The sequence below is a fragment of the Labrenzia sp. VG12 genome, from assembly GCF_002237595.1.
Classification (GTDB): Bacteria; Pseudomonadota; Alphaproteobacteria; order Rhizobiales; family Stappiaceae; genus Roseibium.
This window is the reverse complement of record NZ_CP022529.1, coordinates 3419917-3440697: the sequence shown is the minus strand read 5'-3', so window position 1 is coordinate 3440697 and position 20781 is coordinate 3419917. Positions and strand designations below refer to the sequence as shown.

Annotated in this window: 17 protein-coding genes and 1 riboswitch; of the genes, 13 read left to right on the top strand and 4 right to left on the bottom strand. The window is 60.4% G+C overall.

Annotation, left to right across the window (positions count from 1 at the left end; translation table 11 throughout):
- The first annotated feature begins 24 nt into the window (after positions 1 to 24).
- The 7 genes from glmM (at position 25) to serA (ending at position 7968) form a co-directional block, all read left to right on the top strand.
- Complete coding sequence (gene glmM, locus CHH27_RS15835) at positions 25 to 1368, top strand: phosphoglucosamine mutase (protein WP_198338232.1); 1344 nt, start codon at positions 25 to 27, stop codon at positions 1366 to 1368.
- 212 nt (positions 1369 to 1580) lie between these two features.
- Complete coding sequence (locus CHH27_RS15830) at positions 1581 to 2396, top strand: outer membrane protein (RefSeq protein ID WP_094072444.1); 816 nt, start codon at positions 1581 to 1583, stop codon at positions 2394 to 2396.
- Between the two features lie 169 nt (positions 2397 to 2565).
- Positions 2566 to 3582 (top strand): phosphotransferase family protein, encoded by a 1017-nt coding sequence (locus CHH27_RS15825; protein ID WP_094072443.1) that lies wholly within the window; start codon positions 2566 to 2568, stop codon positions 3580 to 3582.
- Complete coding sequence (locus tag CHH27_RS15820; RefSeq protein WP_094072442.1) at positions 3579 to 4361, top strand: 3-deoxy-manno-octulosonate cytidylyltransferase; 783 nt, start codon at positions 3579 to 3581, stop codon at positions 4359 to 4361. Before CHH27_RS15825 ends, CHH27_RS15820 begins: the two co-directional genes overlap by 4 nt.
- Positions 4358 to 4987 carry a histidine phosphatase family protein gene (locus CHH27_RS15815; protein WP_094072441.1) on the top strand — a complete coding sequence of 210 codons (630 nt, stop codon included), beginning with the start codon at positions 4358 to 4360 and terminating at the stop codon, positions 4985 to 4987. Before CHH27_RS15820 ends, CHH27_RS15815 begins: the two co-directional genes overlap by 4 nt.
- Before the next feature lie 138 nt (positions 4988 to 5125).
- A complete protein-coding gene (locus CHH27_RS15810) occupies positions 5126 to 6304 on the top strand; it encodes a phosphoserine transaminase (protein WP_094072440.1) in 1179 nt (392 codons plus the stop codon).
- A 77-nt stretch (positions 6305 to 6381) separates the two neighbouring features.
- On the top strand, positions 6382 to 7968 hold the full coding sequence (gene serA, locus CHH27_RS15805; RefSeq protein ID WP_094072439.1) for a phosphoglycerate dehydrogenase: 1587 nt from the start codon (positions 6382 to 6384) through the stop codon (positions 7966 to 7968).
- A 45-nt stretch (positions 7969 to 8013) separates the two neighbouring features.
- On the opposite strand, the gene CHH27_RS15800 is transcribed toward serA, so the two are convergent.
- The gene (locus CHH27_RS15800; RefSeq protein ID WP_094074795.1) at positions 8014 to 8910 is read right to left on the bottom strand and encodes a DMT family transporter; all 897 of its coding nucleotides are present in this window, start codon (positions 8908 to 8910) and stop codon (positions 8014 to 8016) included.
- Positions 8911 to 9011: 101 nt separating this feature from the next.
- Between CHH27_RS15800 and CHH27_RS15795 the strand changes: the two genes are divergently transcribed.
- From CHH27_RS15795 to CHH27_RS15775, 5 genes are all read left to right on the top strand, one after another.
- Positions 9012 to 10316 carry an MFS transporter gene (locus tag CHH27_RS15795; protein ID WP_157738953.1) on the top strand — a complete coding sequence of 435 codons (1305 nt, stop codon included), beginning with the start codon at positions 9012 to 9014 and terminating at the stop codon, positions 10314 to 10316.
- Positions 10317 to 10529: 213 nt separating this feature from the next.
- On the top strand, positions 10530 to 11822 hold the full coding sequence (locus CHH27_RS15790; protein WP_094072437.1) for an adenylosuccinate synthase: 1293 nt from the start codon (positions 10530 to 10532) through the stop codon (positions 11820 to 11822).
- A gap of 256 nt (positions 11823 to 12078) precedes the next feature.
- Entirely contained in the window at positions 12079 to 13818 is a 1740-nt protein-coding gene (locus CHH27_RS15785) for a hypothetical protein (protein ID WP_094072436.1), read from the top strand.
- A gap of 77 nt (positions 13819 to 13895) precedes the next feature.
- Positions 13896 to 14001: riboswitch (TPP riboswitch) on the top strand.
- Positions 14002 to 14149: 148 nt separating this feature from the next.
- Entirely contained in the window at positions 14150 to 14905 is a 756-nt protein-coding gene (locus tag CHH27_RS15780; protein ID WP_094074794.1) for an ABC transporter permease, read from the top strand.
- A gap of 23 nt (positions 14906 to 14928) precedes the next feature.
- On the top strand, positions 14929 to 15870 hold the full coding sequence (locus CHH27_RS15775; RefSeq protein WP_094074793.1) for an ABC transporter substrate-binding protein: 942 nt from the start codon (positions 14929 to 14931) through the stop codon (positions 15868 to 15870).
- Positions 15871 to 15887: 17 nt separating this feature from the next.
- On the opposite strand, the gene CHH27_RS15770 is transcribed toward CHH27_RS15775, so the two are convergent.
- The 3 genes from CHH27_RS15770 to CHH27_RS15760 all read right to left on the bottom strand — a co-directional run bounded on the left by CHH27_RS15770 (position 15888) and on the right by CHH27_RS15760 (position 20345).
- Entirely contained in the window at positions 15888 to 18113 is a 2226-nt protein-coding gene (locus CHH27_RS15770; protein ID WP_094074792.1) for a CHASE2 domain-containing protein, read from the bottom strand.
- Positions 18114 to 18252: 139 nt separating this feature from the next.
- Positions 18253 to 19140, bottom strand: a complete 888-nt coding sequence (gene rpoH / locus CHH27_RS15765; RefSeq protein ID WP_094072435.1) for an RNA polymerase sigma factor RpoH — start codon at positions 19138 to 19140, stop codon at positions 18253 to 18255.
- A 179-nt stretch (positions 19141 to 19319) separates the two neighbouring features.
- On the bottom strand, positions 19320 to 20345 hold the full coding sequence (locus tag CHH27_RS15760) for an RluA family pseudouridine synthase (RefSeq protein WP_094072434.1): 1026 nt from the start codon (positions 20343 to 20345) through the stop codon (positions 19320 to 19322).
- On the opposite strand from CHH27_RS15760, the gene CHH27_RS15755 reads away from it, so the two are divergent.
- Positions 20344 to 20700 carry a hypothetical protein gene (locus CHH27_RS15755; protein ID WP_094072433.1) on the top strand — a complete coding sequence of 119 codons (357 nt, stop codon included), beginning with the start codon at positions 20344 to 20346 and terminating at the stop codon, positions 20698 to 20700. The genes CHH27_RS15760 and CHH27_RS15755 overlap by 2 nt on opposite strands.
- Positions 20701 to 20781: the final 81 nt, after the last annotated feature.

The following is a 20781-nucleotide window of genomic DNA, read 5'->3' as shown; positions in this document are numbered from 1 at the left end:
AAACACTTCAGACAGGCATAATTGATGCGCAAGTTTTTCGGCACCGACGGTATCCGCGGTCAGGCGAACAAATATCCCATGACCGCTGAGATGGCTCTCAAGGTGGGCATGGCGGCCGGGCTGGTGTTCAAGAATGGCGGGCACCGTCATCGCGTGGTGATCGGCAAGGACACCCGGCTCTCGGGGTACATGCTGGAGACGGCGCTGGTCGCCGGGTTCACGTCCGTGGGTATGGATGTGTTTCTGCTGGGACCAATGCCGACACCCGCTGTTGCCATGCTGACACGCTCGCTGCGCACGGATCTCGGCGTGATGATTTCCGCGTCCCACAATCCGTTCCAGGACAATGGCATCAAGTTTTTCGGTCCGGACGGCTTCAAGCTCAGCGACGAGATTGAAAAGACCATCGAAGACATGGTCGAAAGCGACATGACACCGCTGCTTGCCGGGACACGTGAACTTGGCCGTGCCAAGCGCATCGACGGTGCACAGCAGCGCTATATCGAATTTGCCAAACGCACCCTGCCGCGGGAAATGAGCCTGGAAGGCCTCCGGGTGGTTATCGACTGCGCCAATGGAGCAGCCTACAAGGTGGCTCCGGAAGCCCTTTGGGAACTCGGGGCGGATGTGATTTCCATGGGGGTCTCCCCGGACGGCTACAACATCAACAAGGATTGCGGTTCCACGTCGACCGATGCCCTGTCGCGCAAGGTGCACGAAGTCCGGGCCGATATCGGCATTGCACTGGATGGAGACGCTGACCGCGTGATCATCGTGGACGAGAACGGCACGGTCATTGACGGTGACCAGCTGATGGCCGTGGTGGCGCAGTCCTGGCAGGCCCATGACCGGCTGTCGGCGCCCGGTATCGTGGCAACCGTCATGTCCAATCTCGGGCTTGAGCGCTACTTGCAGGAACTGGGGCTTGGCCTTGCCCGCACCAAGGTGGGCGACCGTTACGTGGTCGAGCACATGCGTGCAAACGGCTACAATGTCGGCGGCGAGCAGTCCGGGCATATCGTCCTGTCGGATTTTGCCACCACCGGCGACGGGCTGATTGCCGCGCTGCAGGTGCTGGCCTGCGTCAAGGATCAGGACCGTCCGGTTTCGGAAGTCTGCAAGAGATTTGAGCCGGTGCCGCAGATCCTGAAGAACGTGCGCTACAAGGGCGGACTGCCGCTGGAGCAGGATCTGGTCAAATCCGCCATTGAAGATGGCGAGGCTCGTCTGGGCACGTCGGGACGTCTGGTGATCCGGGCATCGGGGACCGAACCCTTGATCCGCGTGATGGCGGAAGGAGACGATGCCGATCTCGTCAAGCAGGTCGTCAATGACATTGCCGGCGTGGTTGCCAGCGCTGCGGCCTGATTTTCTTCCGCTCGAATTGTAGGGCCGTCGTCCGATGCGGTGGCTTTATTCCCTTGTGCTCAAAGTCGCGTTGTTAAGCTTTCCTTAAGGTAAAAAAACGCGGTTAAGGAACAGAGTTAAGTCACAATTAATGAATTCTCGTCAGTATGCTTTCAAGTTTGATGTGTCCGACCATTGGTTGAAGCGGACGCTCACTGGAAGAGGACGAGGACATGGACAATTTCTTTAAGCGTTTGTCTTTGACCGGCTTTGCTGTTGTGCTTTCCACTGCGGGCTACGCTGCGGACTTGCCAACTCCGGTCATCGAGCACGTGCCGATTGCTCCGGCTGCGGCTGGCGGATTCTATTTGCGCGGTGATATCGGATACAAAATCTATAGCGACCCAAGCGGTAGCTTCAACGATCCTGTGATCGGTGATCTGCGTTATGAGCGGGAAAGCATGGATAATGCCTGGATGATCGGCGTTGGTGTTGGCTACCAATTCAACGATTACTTCCGTACCGACCTGACGTTGGACTATGAGACACGTGCGACGGCAACTGGTTATGCTCCTTGCGTGGGCTGTGCAACAGCAGGGCAGTTCTCGAAAGAGCAGGCTGACATAGATGTCTGGACTGTGATGCTAAACGCCTATGTAGATGTTGGTACCTGGAATCGGATCACGCCCTACGTAGGGGCCGGTATTGGCGCTGCATATGTGAACACCAGCAACAAAAAGTCATTTAACCCGGATGGCTCAAGCCCGACTTATGACGGGGATAACGGCCAATGGAACTTTGCTTGGGCGCTGATGGCAGGTGCTGAATATGCGTTCACGCCTAATTGGAGCCTTGACGCCGGCTACCGGTACAAGAATCTCGGCGAAGCCAAGAGCGTTAAGCTTGTTGGCGTTGGTTCGGGTGGTACGCGAGAAAGATGGGAAGATCTGACTGCGCATGAGTTCCGCCTCGGTGCACGCTACAACTTTAACACTACTTCGGCTCCAACATATTACGAACCGCAGGGCCCGATCACGAGCAACTTCTGATCCAACAGGATCTGAAAACAGAAAGGCCGGTCTGGAGACCGGCCTTTTTTGTTTTTGAAATGCGTCGGCGTTTCAGTAGAAACGGCAGGATGATCGTTGGCCGGAACAACCGAATGCGCCTCAGACCCAGAATGAAACCATCCTTCGACTTGCGGTCAGAGGCCGTTGAATGAGCCTGGATGCCGAAGATCTCAAAGCCATCGTCAACCGTGCCCTGGGACCTGAAGCCGCATGCTCCATGGAACTGGTTGCCACAATTGGGGGAGCGATCAATGACGTGTTCCGGATTCGCATCGGTTCTCAGGACTATGCGTTGCGGGTCCGTTTGCGGGAGAACCTGTTCGCTTACGAACACAACCTGATCAAGGAAACCCTGGCAGCGAATTTTCTCGCTTCTGAAAAGAAGGGCGGTATTTCGACCGACAACGAGACTGTCCTTGATCAGTGTCTCGGCGCGATTGGACAACCCGTTAAGAACTCTCGCTGCACATTGTTGCCGAAGGTGTTCTTCCAGGATGGTTCGCGAGAGCTTGTACCCTTTCCCTGGCTGTTGCAGGAATGGGTGAGCGGGGAACTGGTTGCCAGCACAACGAGAGACCATTTCGAGAGCATCGGCAAAGCGCTCGCCGAATTGCATGTATCCGGCTTTCCACGCTTCAGGATCTCGTTCAACGATCCCTGGCAGGACGGAGGCGACTGGCTGGATCAGATTTGCACGAAGGGCGAAACGATCGCTGCACGGCTCGGACTGACGATCCCCTGGCAGGCTTTGCGGGAAGAGGCTGTTTCGCAGGTCAGCGGCTTCTGCCTCAATCACAATGATTTGCAGCCATTCAATATCATTGCGTCCGACGGGGAGATCCGGTTTATCGACTGGGACAATCTCCAGATCGGTCCGCCGGAATTCGACCTGGTGAAACTCAAGTACTGGACAGAATGTGGCGAAGACGGTTTGTTCCGGTCAAATAAGGAAAAGTATCGCAGGTTCCTTGCCGGATATCAGCAGGTGGCCGGACGGAGTATCCAGGACGGCGTCTTCAGGATTTGCGAAACAGTCTGGCTGCTGCGTGTGATGAGTTTTGAAACGGCACGGGTATCTCAGGGGCATCGGCCGGCCGCCCCGTTCCGCGGACCGGACCATTACCGGAAGTGTTTGAAGATTTTGTTCGAAGGCAGAAATACATGACAGCAGCAATCGTGATACCGGCCCGCTACGGGTCGGGCCGGCTTCCGGGGAAGCCTCTTCTGGAAATCCGCGGCATGAGCATGCTGGAGCGCGTCTGGCGGATTGCGAAGGCCGTCGAAGGTTGCTCCCGCGTGGTGATCGCCACAGAAGACCAGCGCATTGTCGATCATGCTGCATCCTTCGGCGCCGAAGCCGTGCTGACACCGGAGAGCTGCCGCAATGGCACCGAGCGGACCTATGCCGCGCTGGCCGCGGCGGACATACAGGAAGAGGCGATCATCAACTTTCAGGGCGATGCATTGCTGACACCGCCCTGGGTTCTGGAAGCCATGGTCGAGGAATTTGACAGCGCCGACCGGTTCGACATCGTCACGCCCGCCGTCCGGCTGGATGACAATGCCCTGGCAGCCTTCATGGAGCACAAGAAGGACAACCCGTCGAGCGGCACCACAGTTGTTTTTGATGGCAAGAAAAACGCGCTCTATTTCTCCAAACAGGTCATTCCTTACCTCCGGAAAAAAGATGCTGCATCGGTTCACCGGCACATCGGGCTTTACGGCTACACGCGGGCCGGGCTGAAGGCCTATGTCGGCCTGCAGGAATCGCTGCTGGAACGCACGGAAGGCCTGGAGCAGCTGCGCGCCCTGGAAAACGGGCTGGTGGTGAGGGTCACCCTTGTTGACTACCGCGGCCGTACGCATGCCTCCGTCGACAACAAGGGCGACATCGAACTCACCGAACAGATTATCGACCGGGAAGGGGAGCTCGTCGGCGCATGAGGATTTTTCTTGTCCGGCACGGCAATACCTTTGGCCCCGGTGACAAGGTCGTGTGGGTTGGAGCTCGCACGGATCTGGACCTGACACCTGAAGGGCGCGCGCAGGCCAAAGCCGTCGGTAAAGCACTGAAGTTCCTGGGCGCTGCACCCGGAGCGCTCTATTTCGGTCCCCTGAAGCGCACAGTGCAGTCAGCCGAGGAGATCAATGAATTGTTCGGCCTTTCGCCAGACCGGTGCCACGTCTGCGAGGAACTTCGGGAAATCGACTACGGCACCTGGGAAGGGCGGTCCAACGACGACATCCGGGCCGATCATGGCAGCGAGGCCATTGACGGCTGGCAGAAGCGAAACGTCTGGCCCGACGGCTTCAACTGGTCACCTTCACTCGACCGGATCAAGGCGAACTGGGCGGGCCTGATTGGCAGGGTCATCGCCGGCCGCGAGGAGGGGGATGCGGTGATCGTGTCGAGCAATGGCATCTTCAAATTGGTCGCGGAAGAACTTGGGATTCCAAAGGAAAACGCAAAAATGGCAACCGGTTCCATTTCGGTGCTCAACGTGTCGGAGACCGGCGTGATCAGCGTCGAACTCTGGAGCCAGCGCCCGGGCCAGATCCTGCCAGACTGAGGGCCGAATAGCAGTTCTCTTCGCATCTTTCCGGGCGCGCTGGTCCGATTTCCTTGCGTAATGGCGGGTGTTGAGCTATCCCCATAGGTGGGCCACCCCTCCCCAACGAGGGGCTACTATCTGCGAGGGTAGACAGATATGACTGAGCTTACCGCAAAGCCGGACGTGCGTCCGGCCAATCCCAATTTTTCGTCCGGTCCCTGTTCCAAGCGCCCCGGCTGGTCTCTCGATCAGCTTGCTGGTACACCTTTGGGCCGCTCCCACCGCGCCAAACCGGGCAAGGCCAAACTGGCCGAAGCCATCGACCTGACCCGCAAGGTTCTTCAGGTGCCGGAAAACTACCGGATCGGCATTGTGCCGGCCTCCGACACCGGTGCCGTTGAAATGGCGCTCTGGTCCCTGCTGGGCGCGCGCGGCGTTGACATGCTGGCCTGGGAAAGCTTCGGCTCCGGCTGGGTGACGGACGTGATCAAGCAGCTCAAGCTCGACGATGCGCGGGTTCTGGAAGCGCCTTATGGCGAACTGCCGGATCTTGCTGCCGTCGACTTTTCCAGGGACGTGGTTTTCACCTGGAACGGTACGACGTCGGGTGTGCGGGTGCCGAATGGCGACTGGATCCCGGCCGACCGGGAAGGCCTGACCATCTGCGATGCAACCTCCGCCGCGTTCGCCCAGGATCTCGATTTCGACAAGCTCGACGTGGTGACCTTCTCCTGGCAGAAGGTCCTGGGCGGAGAAGCGGCCCACGGTGTCCTGATCCTGAGCCCGCGCGCCGTCGAGCGTCTGGAAAGCTATACGCCGAGCTGGCCGCTGCCGAAGATTTTCCGCCTGACCAAGGGTGGCAAGCTGATCGAAGGAGTGTTCCGCGGCGAGACCATCAACACCCCGTCCATGCTCTGCGTCGAGGATTATCTCGATGCCCTGAAATGGGCCGACGGACTTGGCGGTCTCGACGCGTTGCGCGGTCGAGCGGATGCCAATCTCAAGGTGCTGTCCGACTGGGTTGAACGAACCGACTGGGTGGATTTCCTGGCTGTCGACCCGAACACCATGTCGAACACGTCCGTCTGCCTGAAGGTAACGGATGCGGGCGTCCGGACGCTGTCGGCCGACGACCAGGCGGCGTTCGCGAAAGGCATGGTCAGTGCGCTTGATGCCGAAGGCGTCGCCTATGACATCGGCGCCTATCGGGACGCTCCGTCCGGTCTTCGGATCTGGGCAGGGGCAACCATTGAAGCTTCGGATCTCGCAGCCCTGACAGCCTGGCTGGACTGGGCGTTCCAGAGCGAAAAAGCGAAACTGCCTCAGGCTGCCTGAGACACTTCCCCAAACAGGATTCTTCTTCCGGGCGGCCTGCTGCCCGGAGCGTTCTTCGTATAAAGGGAGATGCTTTCATGGCACCCAAGGTACTGATTTCAGACAAGTTGTCGGATGCGGCCGTCCAGATCTTCAAGGACCGCGGCGTTGATGTGGATTTCCTGCCGGATGTCGGCAAGGACAAGGAAAAGCTGCTGGAAATCATCGGCCAGTATGATGGTCTGGCCATTCGCTCGGCCACCAAGGTCACCGAGAAGGTGATTGCGGCCGCCGACAATCTCAAGGTCATCGGCCGGGCTGGCATCGGGGTCGACAATGTCGATATTCCGAAGGCAACCGCGCGCGGCATCATCGTGATGAACACGCCTTTCGGCAATGCCATCACGACGGCCGAACATGCAATCTCTATGATGATGGCGGCCGCCCGCCAGATCCCGGCGGCAGATGCCTCGACCCAGGCCGGCAAATGGGAGAAATCCCGGTTCATGGGCCGGGAACTGACTGGCAAGACGCTGGGTCTGGTCGGCTGCGGCAACATCGGCTCCATTGTTGCCGACCGCGCCATCGGCCTCAGGATGAAGGTGATTGCCTATGATCCGTTCCTGACCCCGGAACGGGCTGTGGCGCTCGGTGTCGAAAAGGTCGAGCTGGACGGGCTCTTCAGCCGGTCTGACTTCATCACGCTGCACACGCCGCTGACCGACAAGACCCGCAACATCATCAATGCGGATTCGATTGCCAAGATGCGCAAGGGCGTCTACCTGATCAACTGCGCGCGCGGCGGCCTTGCCGACGAGGCGGCTGTACGGGCAGCCCTGGAGGAAGGCAAACTGGCCGGAGCGGCTTTCGACGTCTTTGTCGAGGAACCGGCGAAGGACAACGTGCTCTTCGGGGCTCCGAACTTCGTCTCGACCCCGCATCTCGGCGCCTCGACCGCGGAAGCCCAGGAAAATGTCGCGCTTCAGGTCGCCGAACAGATGTGCGACTACCTGCTCGACGGAGCGGTCCGCAATGCGCTCAACATGCCGTCGATCACTGCCGAGGAAGCGCCCAAGCTTGCGCCGTTCGTGCGCCTTGCCGAACAGCTTGGATCGTTTGCGGGTCAGCTGACCGAAACAGGCATTGAAGGGGTCCGACTGGAATATGCCGGTGCCGTTGCCGAAATGAATGTCCAGGCCCTGACGGCGGCTGCGCTCACCGGTCTGCTGACGCCCCTTTTGCAAACCGTGAACATGGTCTCCGCGCCGATCCTTGCAAAGGAACGGGGCATGAAGATCGAGGAAATCCGTCGGGAGAAGCAGGGCGCTTATGAAACCTATATCCGCCTGACGGTGATGACGGAACGCCAGGAGCGCTCTGTTGCTGGAACCGTCTTTGCCGATGGCAAGCCGCGCATCATCCAGGTGAAGGGCATCAACATGGAGGCCGAACTCGGGTCTCACATGCTCTACATCACCAATGAGGACAAGCCCGGCTTCATCGGTCATCTGGGCATGGAACTCGGCAACAACGGCGTCAACATCGCCACGTTCCACCTCGGACGGCTGGCGCCAGGCGATGACGCGATCTGTCTAGTGGAAGTGGATGGGGCCGTGTCGCAGGAGATCATGACGCGGCTGGAAACAGTGTCCCACGTCAAGCAGGTCAAGGCCCTGACGTTCTAGGGTCATGAGACTTCCCGGCGGCGGCTCACTGCCGCCGGGGTTTGCTCATGCCGTTTCCGTTACTTTCCGTTTGAACAGGCGGCCGTCGAGCACGACAAGGCCCGCCAGCAACACACCGAACCCGGCAAGCTGCAGCGGACTGAGATTTTCGCCGAGAATCAGCCAGCCGAAAAAGAGCGCGCTTGCCGGCACCAGCAGCGTGACCAGCGACGCATTGGTGGCGCCGGCGTCGCTGAGGAGCCGGAAGTAGATCAGATAGGCAAGCGCGGTTGCCAGGATCCCGAGCGCGATCACATTGCTCCAGGCGACCAGGCTGGTGTCAAAGGGTGACCAGTCGGATGCTGTAAAGAGGGCTACAGGCAGCATGATCAGACTTGAGCCGAGGAGCTGTCCCGTGGCGGCGACCTGGGTCGGCAGAGTTCTGAAGCGCCTGGCGAAGGTCGCGGCACAGGCATAGGAAATCGCTGCGTCCAGGCAGCAGAGCTGGGCCCAGAGCGGGTCCGTCGCCAGCCCGGAAAGACTGCTCGACAGCATCACGGCAACGCCGGCCACACCAAGCAGAACGCCGGCAATCTTGTGCATGTCCAGGCTTTCCTGGCGAACAAGAAGACCCGCAACAACAACGGTGAAAATCGGAGTGGTGGCGTTCAGGATGGACGCCAGACCTGCGCCGATGACAGTCTGGCCGAGAAACAGCAGCGAGAAGGGGACCGCGTTGTTCAGCAGACCCATGACAAGGAACGGTCCGGCCAGCCGCCACTCAAGATGATCCAGCAGTCCCTGATGCCAGAGAACGATCATCAGCGTCGTGCAGGCAATGAAAACCCGCAGGAAAACCAACACGAATGGCGGGATCTCGGCAACGGCGACCTTGGCAAACAGAAATGCCCCGCCCCAGATGGCACCAAGAACAACAAGCAGGATCCAGTTTCGCAGCGACATTGATTTTCTCGTTGAATGCGGGAACGATGGTATCGCCTATCACGGGGCCGCTCCGCCTGACACCCGAAACCGAGCAGCCGCACACCACAAGAAGAAGTCCTATGGCACAGCCCACATCACCTGTTGCGCAGCGTTCGCTGACGGGGCGCATCTCGCCGCTGCTGGCCGGCGCAGCCTGTCTGCTTGGCGCCAACGGTCTTGCCATGACCATGATTGCCGTCAGGGCGCGTGCGGAAGGTCTGCCCGATTCCAGCATCGGTCTGCTCGGCTCACTCTATTTCGCCGGTCTGATTTTCGGTGTACTGCTGACACCGTTTCTGATCGCCCGGGCTGGCCATATCCGGGTTTTCGCGGCACTGGCTTCCGTCAGCGCAATCTCCATTCTAGCGATTGCCTTCCTGCCGACCGGGTGGCTGTGGATGGGCGCGCGGCTCGTCAGCGGTGCCGCCTTTTGCGGCACGGCGATGGTGCTGGAGAGCTGGCTGAATGCGATTGCCTCCAACGCGTCCCGCGGCCGGATTCTTTCCGTTTACCGGATTGTCGACATGTCCGCCGTGATGGGAGGACAGTTTCTGCTGCCGGTGTTCGGAGCGACCGGCACCGACATCCTGATCGTGCTCGCCATCCTGTATTGCCTGGCACTGGTGCCGATTTCGCTCGCCAGCGAAGGCAACCCGCCCGCACCGCCGGCCCGGCTGGTCAATCCCCTGATGCTCTGGCGCGTGTCGCCGGTCGCCATTGTCGGCATCTTCACCATCGGGCTGACAAACGGGGCATTCCGCATGGTGGGACCGGTCTATGCCGAATCCATCGGCCTGGATCTGGAAACGGTTGCCGCTTTCATTGCTTTCTGGGTGTTGGCGGGCGCGCTCTTTCAGTACCCGGCGGGGTGGATGTCGGATCGGGTCGACCGGCGTCTGGTCCTGATTGCCTTCACGGTTGCGGCAGGGCTGTCATGTCTGTTGATCGCACAGGCCATCAGCGAAACCACGCTGTTTCTGGGCGTTTTCCTGTTCGGTGGATTTGCCCTGCCGCTTTATTCCCTGTCGGCCGCCCATGCCAATGATCATGCAGCTCCCGGACAATTCGTCGATGTCGCGGCCGGGCTGACCCTGTCCTTTGGATGTGGCGCCATGATCGGGCCGTTTATTGCATCCCTTTTAATGGGGGCCTTCGGACCGGCGGCTTTCTTCATCTATACGGCCAGTCTGCATCTGGCTCTCGTGCTGTTCATTGCGCTGCGCATGTCGCGCCGGGGGGCGGTGCCGGCCAGTCAGCGCCGCCGCTTTGTCTGGCTCCTGCGCACCTCGCCGATGATCTTCAGGCTTGCCGGTGGCGACCGGTCAGATGACGGCCAGGATTTGACAGAAAGCGCCGAGGAAAAATCCGGCAAATCAACCGATTAGAACAAGTGTTCGGCCTGGGGTGTCTGCAGGTTTCAGCAAGCATCCGGAAAATCCTTTCCGGCAGGTGTAATAAATCGACGCAGAGACTCGCCTGCGGGTGGAAACCTGTCTATAGTCCGCGCCGTTTGCCCCGGTCCGGTTGCCGGGGCTTGTCGTGTTGGCACCCGGATGCATGCCGGGGTGCAAAAGTTGCTGCAGGAGAGCAAAGTCTAGATGGCGAATGTGGTTGTTGTCGGTTCGCAGTGGGGGGACGAAGGCAAAGGCAAGATTGTCGACTGGTTGTCGGAACAAGCCGATGTCATCGTAAGGTTCCAGGGCGGACACAATGCCGGCCATACGCTTGTGATTGACGGTGTCAGCTACAAGCTGTCCCTCCTGCCGTCGGGTGTGGCCCGTGAAGGCAAGCTCTCCGTGATCGGTAATGGTGTGGTGCTGGACCCGCACGCGCTGGCCGAAGAAGTCGAGCGCCTCGGCGGCCAGGGGGTTGTGGTCACGCCGGAGACGCTTCGGGTTGCCGAAAATGCGACGCTGATCCTGTCCCTGCACCGCGAACTGGATGCACTGCGTGAAAACTCCAACACCGGGACACGCATCGGCACCACCAAGCGCGGCATCGGTCCGGCTTACGAAGACAAGGTCGGTCGTCGTGCCATTCGTCTGATGGACCTGAAGAACCTGACCACCCTGCCGGCCAAGATCGACCGGCTGCTGACCCACCACAATGCCCTGCGGCGCGGTCTAGGCCAGGAAGAGATTTCGGCCCAGGCAATCTATGACGAACTGGCAAGCGTCGCCGACAAGGTCCTGCCTTACATGGACAAGGTCTGGTATCTGCTCGACGATCTGCGCCGCCAGGGCAAGCGGATCCTGTTTGAAGGCGCTCAGGGCGCGCTTCTGGACATCGACCACGGCACCTATCCGTTCGTGACCTCCTCCAACACAGTGGCTGGGCAGGCTGCCACGGGCTGCGGCCTTGGGCCGGGCTCCGTCGATTATGTCCTGGGCATCACCAAGGCTTACACCACGCGTGTCGGCGAAGGTCCGTTCCCCACCGAACAGGAGAACGAGGTCGGTGAGTTCCTCGGCACGCGTGGCCACGAATTCGGGACGGTCACCGGACGCCGCCGCCGCTGCGGCTGGTTTGATGCGGTGCTGGTGCGCCAGACGGTCTGCACCTCCGGCATCAACGGTATTGCCCTGACGAAACTCGACGTTCTGGATGGCCTCGACGAGATCAAGATCTGTATCGGCTATGAGCTGGACGGAGAGAAGATCGATTATCTGCCGGCGTCCCAGGGCGCGCAGGAGCGGGTCAAGCCGATCTATGAGAGTCTGCCGGGCTGGAAGGAATCGACGGAAGGTGCGCGCACCTGGGCGGAACTGCCAGCACAGGCGATCAAATATGTGCGCCACGTTGAAGAACTGATCGGCGCACCGGTTGCCCTGCTGTCGACCAGCCCGGAACGGGACGACACAATTCTTGTGCAGAATCCCTTCCAGGATTGAGATATTTGTCTTTTAAAGGCCAATATTAAGAAATACGGCTGTGCGTCGCGAATCACTGCGGCGCACGTCCCCCATCGGCGGACCGCTTGAGGTTCGCCTGACCATGTTTAGTAGGAAGGAGTGCTGTAAGGACGATTGCCGGTGCAAACGCCCCGAAGAATTCGCACCGTCTATCCAAAACTTGATATAAGCCTGAGACCGAATGGAATTCTCAGGCCGTGGACCAGTTCCTTACAGTCGGCCGGTAGGCAGGAAGATGGCTGATTACTATTCAATTCTGAAGAAAACGATCGCGTCTTTGCCTGAAAACAATGGTGCTGCGCGCCGAAGTGTCTACAGCCGCGCACGCAACGCCATTGTCAACCAGCTGAAAGCCTACGAACCTCCCCTCGCACCGTCCGAAATCACCGCAGAGCAGCTGCGCCTGGAAGAAGCCATTCGCAAGGTAGAGGCGGAAGCAGCACGCGAAAGCCTTGGCCTTGGTGCACCGCCTGTCAAGGCGACACCACCTGCGGAGACACCACAGCCGGCAGCACCCGTCGTGGAACCTCCCGCAGTCGTCGATGAGCCGACCTCCGAGCCGCAGGCCGACAATGCTACGTCGCAGCCGGCCGAAGAACCTGTCGCTGCCCCTGTCGAACCGGAGACGCCGTCTCCGCTGAAGGAAACGCTGGCCGAGGCCGAGACGCTCGGCGCGGCCGCCAGCCAGGCAACACAAAGCGCCCGGGACGCTGTTGCGCCTCAGGACGACAATCTTGCGGCGGACGCAGCGCCTGTTCGTCAGGAGCCTGCGTTTGAAAGCCAGCCGGAGCCGGATGAGGGCCTGTTCGAGCCGGCGCAGCAAGCAGACATCACCCCGGACCCAAAGCCGGAGCCTGGATCAGACAAGGCTGCAGAAAAACCGGCCGCGAAAGCCGGCCGCGGCCGGCGTGCCCGACCGAGCGCTTCGGATGCGCTGAAGAGCGGCTCGTCAGGTGGCAAGATCGTGCCGATCGCCGCAGCGCTCGTGCTGGTGGTGATCCTGGCCGGCGTCGGGGCCTATTTCCTGCTGCCGGCGGACAACCAGACGCCAGACAGCACATCGGTGCTGCAGCCTTCAGATACGCAGACGGCGACGGCACCGGAACCCACACCGGCCGCTCCGGAGCCTGCCGCACCTGCCGAAACGCCAGCCTCCGATTCGTCCAAGAACACGGACCGGCTGCTTGATGACGGCAACGGTGATGTGGTTGCGCCCGACGCCCGAACCGTGACGACGACCCTCATCACGCCCGACCCTGCACCGGTCGCTCCGGAGCAGCCTGCGATTGCAAGCACTCCCGGAGAGGAGCCGGCGCCCGTAGCTGAACCGTCCGTACCTGCCATTGCAGAACAACCGGCCCTTGCCGCGCCTGGCGACAGTATTGCGGCGATCTCACCGGAAGAAACGACCCCGCCGGCAACTTCGGAAGGTGGTGCGCAACGGTCCATCCTCTATGAAGAAGGGGAGGATTCCGGTGGTGCCGGAACGGCTGCCCAGGGCGCAGTTGTCTGGACGCTGGACGAAGAGACCAATCTCGACGGTCAGTCGCAGGCCGTTCTCAGCGCGGAAATCGAAATTCCGGAACGGGATATCAAGGTCGACATTCGCATCAAGCCGAATGACGACACGTCGCTGCCAGCCAGCCACCTGGTCGAGATCAAATACGAGTTTCCGGAAAGCTTTGCTTCTGGTGACGTGGTCAACGTCCCGGGTCTTGTCATGAAGCCGACCGAGGAAGCCCGAGGCGACGCGTTGATCGGTGCGTCGGTCAAGGTGTCTCCGGGTTTCTTCTGGATCGCCCTGTCCAGTCTGCCGAACGAACAGCAACGCAACCTCGCACTTCTGCGCGAGCGCGGCTGGATCGACATTCCGATGCTGTATGAAAACGGCAAACGCGGGATCCTCACCCTGGAAAAAGGGTCGGCTGGTGCAGATGCCGTGGAAAAGGCGATTGCCGCCTGGCAAGCCGGCTAAGAACGAGCGACCTCCCCTAAATTTGAAAAGCCGCATCCCTGCGGCTTGCCTTTTTCCGTGTTTGCGGGCATGGTCCGCCCTGGTCCGAGGGGTGTTCCGTTTGACGGAACTGAGATGGCGTCAGCCGAACCCTTAGAACCTGATCCGGGTCATGCCGGCGAAGGGACGGAATCCTTAGCCTTATCCCGGATCTCCAATGTCATTTTCGGCCAAGTCCGAAGACGGGAGATCCTATGCGTTCGTGTCAGCCAAGGCGGCCCATGCCGTCCTGTCATCTGCCGGTTCCTGCTGTCACACCTGTCAATGGGTGCGGCCGACAGGAGCATGTGCGATGAAACCTGTCCTGGCATCGGCGGCCAAGACCGTCCTCGGGCTCGGAGTGACGGTTGCGCTCTGGGCGATGATCGTCACCGTTTTCGACACACCGCACTACATCCTGCCCGGTCCCGAGCGGGTGTTTGCCGCATTCGCAAAGAACGCTCCGTTTCTGATGCATCACGCGGGCATCACGGCCTTTGAGACCGTGCTCGGATTTGTGGTCGGGGCTGCGGCCGGGGCGCTGCTCTCGGTTTTTCTGTGGCTGTTCCCGCTGGCCGCCCGTTTCGCCATGCCGCCCATCCTCGTGACGCAGGCCCTGCCGGTCTTCGCCATCGCGCCGATCCTGGTGTTGTGGTTGGGCTTCGGCCTTGAATCCAAGATTGTCGTCGTCGTGCTGGTGATCTTTTTCACGGTGACATCGACGTTTTTCGATGGCTTGCAACGGCTTGACCCGGGACTTGGAGATCTCGCCCGGCTCTACCGGCTGCCGCGGCTGCGTGAATTGTGGCTGTTCCGGCTGCCGTCGGGATTGCCGGCCTTTGCGTCGGGGCTCAGGGTCGCCGCCGTCTTCGCCCCGATGGGCGCCATCATCGGCGAATGGGCCGGGGCCAAGGGCGGTCTGGCCTTCATCATGCTTCAAAGCAGCAATCGCATGCAGGCGGACATGATGTTCGCCGCTTTGATCCTGCTCGCGGCGATGGTGCTGATCATGCGCTTTATCGTCAATCGTTTCACCCAGTTTCTAGTACCTTGGCAGCCCGTCACCTGACGGCCGCCCAATTGGAGGACCCCATGAAAAAACAACTCCTGTCCCTTGCTTTCGCCGCCGGCCTGATGGCCGCTCAACCGGCGCAGGCAGCCGACAAGCTGACCCTCTTGCTGGACTGGTTCATCAATCCCGATCACGCCCCTCTGGTCACGGCACAGACCAAGGGGTTCTTCGCAGCCGAAGGCCTGGAAGTGGAGATCATCGAACCGGCGGATCCGGCCATGCCGCCCAAGCTTGTGGCCGCCGGACGCGGCGACATCGCCGTGTCCTACCAGCCGACACTGCATGCCCAGATCGAGGAAGAGCTTCCGCTGAAATGGATCGGCACGCTGGTGGAAACGCCGCTCAACTCGCTGATTGTGCTGAAGGACGGGCCGATCAAGGAGCTGAAGGAGCTGAAGGGCAAGACCATCGGTTTCTCCGTCTCCGGGTTTGAAGACGCCATGCTGGGCCAGATGCTGCGCTCGGTCGATCTGTCCATCGATGATGTTGAGCTGGTCAACGTGAACTTCGCCCTGTCGGGGTCACTCCTGTCCGGCCAGGTGGACGCGGTCATCGGTGCCTATCGCAACTTCGAGCTGACCCAGATCGAAATCGAAGGCAAGGAAGGCAAGGCGTTCTTTCCTGAAGAAAACGGTGTTCCGATTTTTGATGAGCTGATCTATGTGGTCAACAAGGACAAGACGGACGATCCCCGTTTCGAAAGGTTCCTGGCTGCTGTCGAAGCAGCAACCATTTATCTGACCAATCATCCGGACGAAGCCTGGAACGCGTTCATCGAAGCCTATCCGCATCTCAATGACGAGCTCAACAAGCGCGCCTGGGCCGACACGCTGCCGCGCTTTGCCAAGCGACCGGCTGCGCTGGATGAGGGTCGTTACCAGCGGTTTGCAGAGTTCATGGCTGAAGCAGGCCTGATCAGCAAGGTTCCGCCGGTGGAAAGCTACGCGATCGAAATCCGCTGATTTAGCGGCGGCGCCGCCTATTGGGCGGCGCTGCTCGCATCTTGAGCAGGATCGGAAACAGCAATCGTCGCTTCAAACCGATTGTAGAAGGCGGCCAGGTCCGGCGCGCAGGAACGCGCTGTTTCGAGCGTCTGTCTTGCCAGCACCGTGTTGTTTTCGCTGAGGGCCTGGAGCAAATGCAGGTGCGCCGCTTCCAGTTCCTTGAAACGGGGAGTTGATCTGAAGGTCTCGTCGCCCACCAGGGCAAAGAGCTTGATCGGTTCGCTCTTGCCCTTGAGCGGAATTTCCCCGGCTTCCAGGTAGGCGAGTCCGGGGGCGGCGTCCTTTGTCTCTTGCGAGACCAGCAGTTCCGCACCAACGGCCTTGCAGCTCGATTCAATCCGAGAGGCGACATTCACTGCGTCGCCGATGACCGAATAGTTGAACCGTCGCGCCGAGCCCATGTTGCCGACACAGGCCTCTCCACTGTTGAGACCGATGCCGATCTGCACGCTCTGCGCTTTCAGACCGCGGGCCTTGAAACCGAAGGCATCTTCGCCATTGAGCCGGTCGACGACCTTTAACATGGCAAGACCGGCCCGGCAGGCCTTCTCGGCATGGTCCGGTACGGATAGGGGCGCATTCCAGAAGGCCATGATGCTGTCGCCGATATACTTGTCGATGGTTCCCCCTTCTGCCTGAATGGCATCGGACAGGGGGGACAGCAGCGTGTTCAGGAAACTGACCAGTTCTTCCGGTGTCAGCTGCTCGGATATGGGAGTGAAGCCGCGAATATCCATGAACAGGATGGTCATGGGCCGGATTTCACCGCCGAGGGCGAGCTGTTCCGGCGCCTTTTCAAGCTGGGTGACCAGATCCGGCGACAGATACTGGCTGAAGGCCTGGCGGACAAAGCGTTTCTCGCGTTCCGTCAGGAAGTAGAGCAGGGCGGTCGAGGCTGCAAAGACGAGGATGGTGGTCACGCTCGGATAGATCGGGTCGATCAGCAGCCCGTCCTGAAGGAACAGATAGACCGAACCGCCTATGAGGCCGCTGATGATCAGGCTGCCGAGGACCGCCGTGCCGATGCTGCCGATCGCGGGCAGTGCCAGGATCAGGATGGCGCCGGCGGCAAAGGTGGCAATGACTTCCGCACCGTCTGCCCAGTCCGGGCGGGAGAGGAACTGTCCGAAAATGATCTGTTCGACTGCCTGGGCATGGATCGATACGCCCGGCACCTGCTCCCCAAGCGGTGTCGCCCTGATGTCGCGCAGGCCGACGGCCGATGTGCCGACAAAAACAATCTGTCCTTCAAGAAACGGCACCAGTTCGGCGGCTTTGCCGGGGTCGAAGAGGTGGTGTGCGGACACGTATCGTTCCGGGTGCTTCTGGTCCGAGTTGAAATAGAGCCAGAGCTCGCCCGCCGAGGTTGTCGGCGGCCGGAAGGCGCCGATCTTGAGAGCGTTGACGGCTGGTTCGCCCGTATCGGCCTCACCGCTTGCGCCGGTGGCGCGAATGACCAGGCCGCGCTCGCCCTGCGCCACACGCAGGGCCTCCGTGACGAGGCTTGGATAGAGTTCGGAACCGTCGCTGATGATCAGGGGCACACGCCGGACGATCCCTTCCTTGTCATCGTTTGAAACGGAGAACGAGCCGATGCCGCTGGCTTTTGCGCGCAACAGGTCCAGATTGGGGACCATGTTGTTGAACGGATCGAGAAAGTCTGCCGGATTCTCGCCGGCATAGGACGTGCCCGTCAGCTTCAGCGGGCTGCCGTCCGTTTCATCCGGTGTCACCGCAAACCCCAGAACGACGGGGGCTTCTGCAATCGCGGCTGCAAAGGCTTGGTCGTGGTCGGGAAGGCCGGCAAGAGCCGCGCGCAAGGCTGGATCGCTGTCTGCGGGAAGCGCTGCTGTCAGTTGTCTGGGAGAGGTCCGGTCCGGTTCGGAAAACACCATGTCGAAGACAATGACGGCCGCTCCCAGATCCGTCAGCGTGCGCACCATCTCCGCAAGTCTTGTGCGGGGCCACGGCCATTGGCCGATTTCGGCAATGGAGGCCTCGTCGATATCGACGATACGGACCGGGGCAGGTTCATGAGGGCGCGGTTTCAGGCGCTGATAATAGTCGAAGGTGAGTTCGCGCAGGGACGTCAGCACCTGCGGGTCGGCCAGACGCAGGCTTGTCATGCAGCCAAGCACGAGACAGGCTGTCGCGGCGACCAGAAGGCGCCTTGAAACAAGTGTTTTGATAATCCGGTGCATCACCCCATCCGGCATCGGTCCGACCCGGCAAGCCTAGGATCTGGACCAGGAGACAGCAAGCACCGCATGTGGGAGCGCAAAAGAAAAGCGCCGGGGCCGAAGCTCCAGCGCTTTTGCGGTGACCTGATTGTTCCGGACGTCAGGTTGCCGGTTGCTGGTCCATGGTGCGGGCGCTGTTGCGCACGGCCTTCTGGACCTTTTCAAAGGCGCGAACCTCGATCTGGCGCACGCGCTCGCGGCTGACACCGAATTCGCCGGAGAGATCCTCCAGGGTCATCGGGTCTTCGGCAAGGCGCCGGGCTTCGAAGATGCGCCGTTCGCGATCATTGAGCACATCCATGGCCTCGCTCAGCATCTTGCGACGCATGTCGAGCTCTTCCTGGTTGGCAAGCAGCGTTTCCTGGCTGTCGCCTTCGTCAACAAGCCAGTCCTGCCATTCGCCGGCGTCCGCCTCAGCGCGCACAGGTGCGTTCAGGCTGGCGTCGCCACCCAGGCGGCGGTTCATGGAAATCACTTCTTCCTCGCTGACGCCCAGACGCGTCGCGATCTCCTTCACCTGATGCGGCTTCAGATCACCCTCGTCCAGGGCCTGGATCTTGCCCTTGAGGCGGCGGAGGTTGAAGAACAGGCGTTTCTGGTTGGCCGTGGTGCCCATCTTGACCAGCGACCAGGAGCGCAGAATGTATTCCTGAATAGCGGCCTTGATCCACCACATGGCGTAGGTTGCCAGGCGGAAACCCTTGTCCGGCTCGAAGCGCTTGACCGCCTGCATCAGGCCGACATTGCCCTCGGAGACAACTTCTCCGATCGGCAGGCCGTAGCCGCGGTAGCCCATGGCGATCTTGGCGACGAGGCGCAGGTGGGAGTTGACCAGTCTTTCGGCAGCTTCAGGGTCCTCATGCTCCTTGTAGCGCTTGGCGAGCATGTACTCTTCCTGCGGCTGCAGCATGGGAAACTTGCGAATCTCGTCCAGGTAACGGCTAAGGCCGCCTTCCCCGGCTGTGAGCGTCGGTACGTTCTGGGCCATAGGATGCACCCCCCTTTCGTCGAATTTGCGTCCTTTTCCCTCCCGCTGCCCCGCAGAACCACGCAAGCAAGCCATGTTGGAGGGAGGACGGACGCAGAACAGTGTCCATTCAGGCACACAAGAGATACTAATATAGGTTGGAATTGGCCGATTACATGGTCATAAATCGGAAACACATCCTAAAATTTTTGTAATCCCGACAAAAGTTTTGCGAAATCAGCCGGATAAGGGCTCTCAAAACGCAAAGTTTTACCGCTGGCCGGGTGTTCAAATGCCAGCAGTCCTGCGTGAAGCGCCTGTCTGGTGAAGCCCTGAATGAGGCTCTTGAGCGGGTCTTCCAGGCGGTTGGCCTTGGTCTTGAAGCCGGAGCCGTAATCGTCGTCGCCGATCAGCGGGTGACCGATATGGGCCATGTGCACACGGATCTGGTGCGTGCGGCCTGTCTCCAGGCGGCATTCCATGAGCGAGGCGAGGGCCGGTTCGCCGGCATTGCCGAAACGCTCCTTGACCTGCCAGTGGGTAATGGCGTGGCGGCCGCTGGTCTTGACCACCGCGATCTTCTGCCGGTTGGCCTGCGAACGGGCGAGGTTGGCATTGATGGTGCCCTTCAGGCTCGAAGGTGCCCCCCAGACCAGCGCCGAATAGGCCCTTTCCAGCGGACCGGTCTTGCCATGGTCGGCAAATTGCGCCGCAAGTCCCTGATGGGCCTGGTCGGTTTTCGCCACGACCAGAAGGCCGGACGTGTCCTTGTCGATCCTGTGCACGATGCCGGGGCGCTTGACGCCGCCAATACCGGAGAGACTGTCGCCGCAATGATGGATCAGCGCATTGACCAGGGTGCCGGTCCAGTTGCCGGCGCCCGGATGGACAACAAGACCGGCCGGCTTGTCGATCACGATCAGGTGCTCGTCCTCGAAGACGACGCTGAGCGGTATGTCTTCCCCCTGGGGTTCCGGGTCCTCCGGCTCAGGTAAAGTCAGGGTCAGGGCATCACCTTCATTGACCCGGTATTTCGGCTCCACTATTTTCGCGCCGCCGACGGTGACGTCTCCTGACTTGATCAGAGACTGGATCCTGTTGCGGCTCAAGGCGTCCACATGCGCCGCCAACACCGCATCCAGCCGCTTGCCGGCATCGGCTGCATCAACTGTCAAACTGAAATCCTGGTCCAGCCCGGCCGGATCTTCGAGGGAATTGTCTGTCATGTCTCAACCTGAAAATCGTGCTGGAGGGCCAAGTGAGGCGCCGCTTGATCCGGAAGCCGAACGCATTCAGGCGAAATTGAAACGCCTTCTGTTCGGTTCGACCCTTGTCATGGTTTTGGGTCTTGTCGCTGTCTTTGCAGCAATTCTCTACAAGATCAATAGCGACGATGGCGTTCCCGTCGACGCGCAATTTGCTGCCACCGTCGCTGTCGGGGCCGACGCAGAGGTTCTGCAGGCCAATCTGTCGGACGGCTTGCTGCTGGTTCTGGTGCGCGAAGGCACCAAGACCGCATTGCTGCGCTTTGATCCTGTCACCGGCAAGCAACTGGGCCGCACCGATTTCGTGTCGCGGTAGGAGAACGGGATCCGCTGCGCGCACAAGGACTGTGAGAAATCGTGGGTCTTGTCAAAAAAATGAAAAATAGGGGTTGCGTCT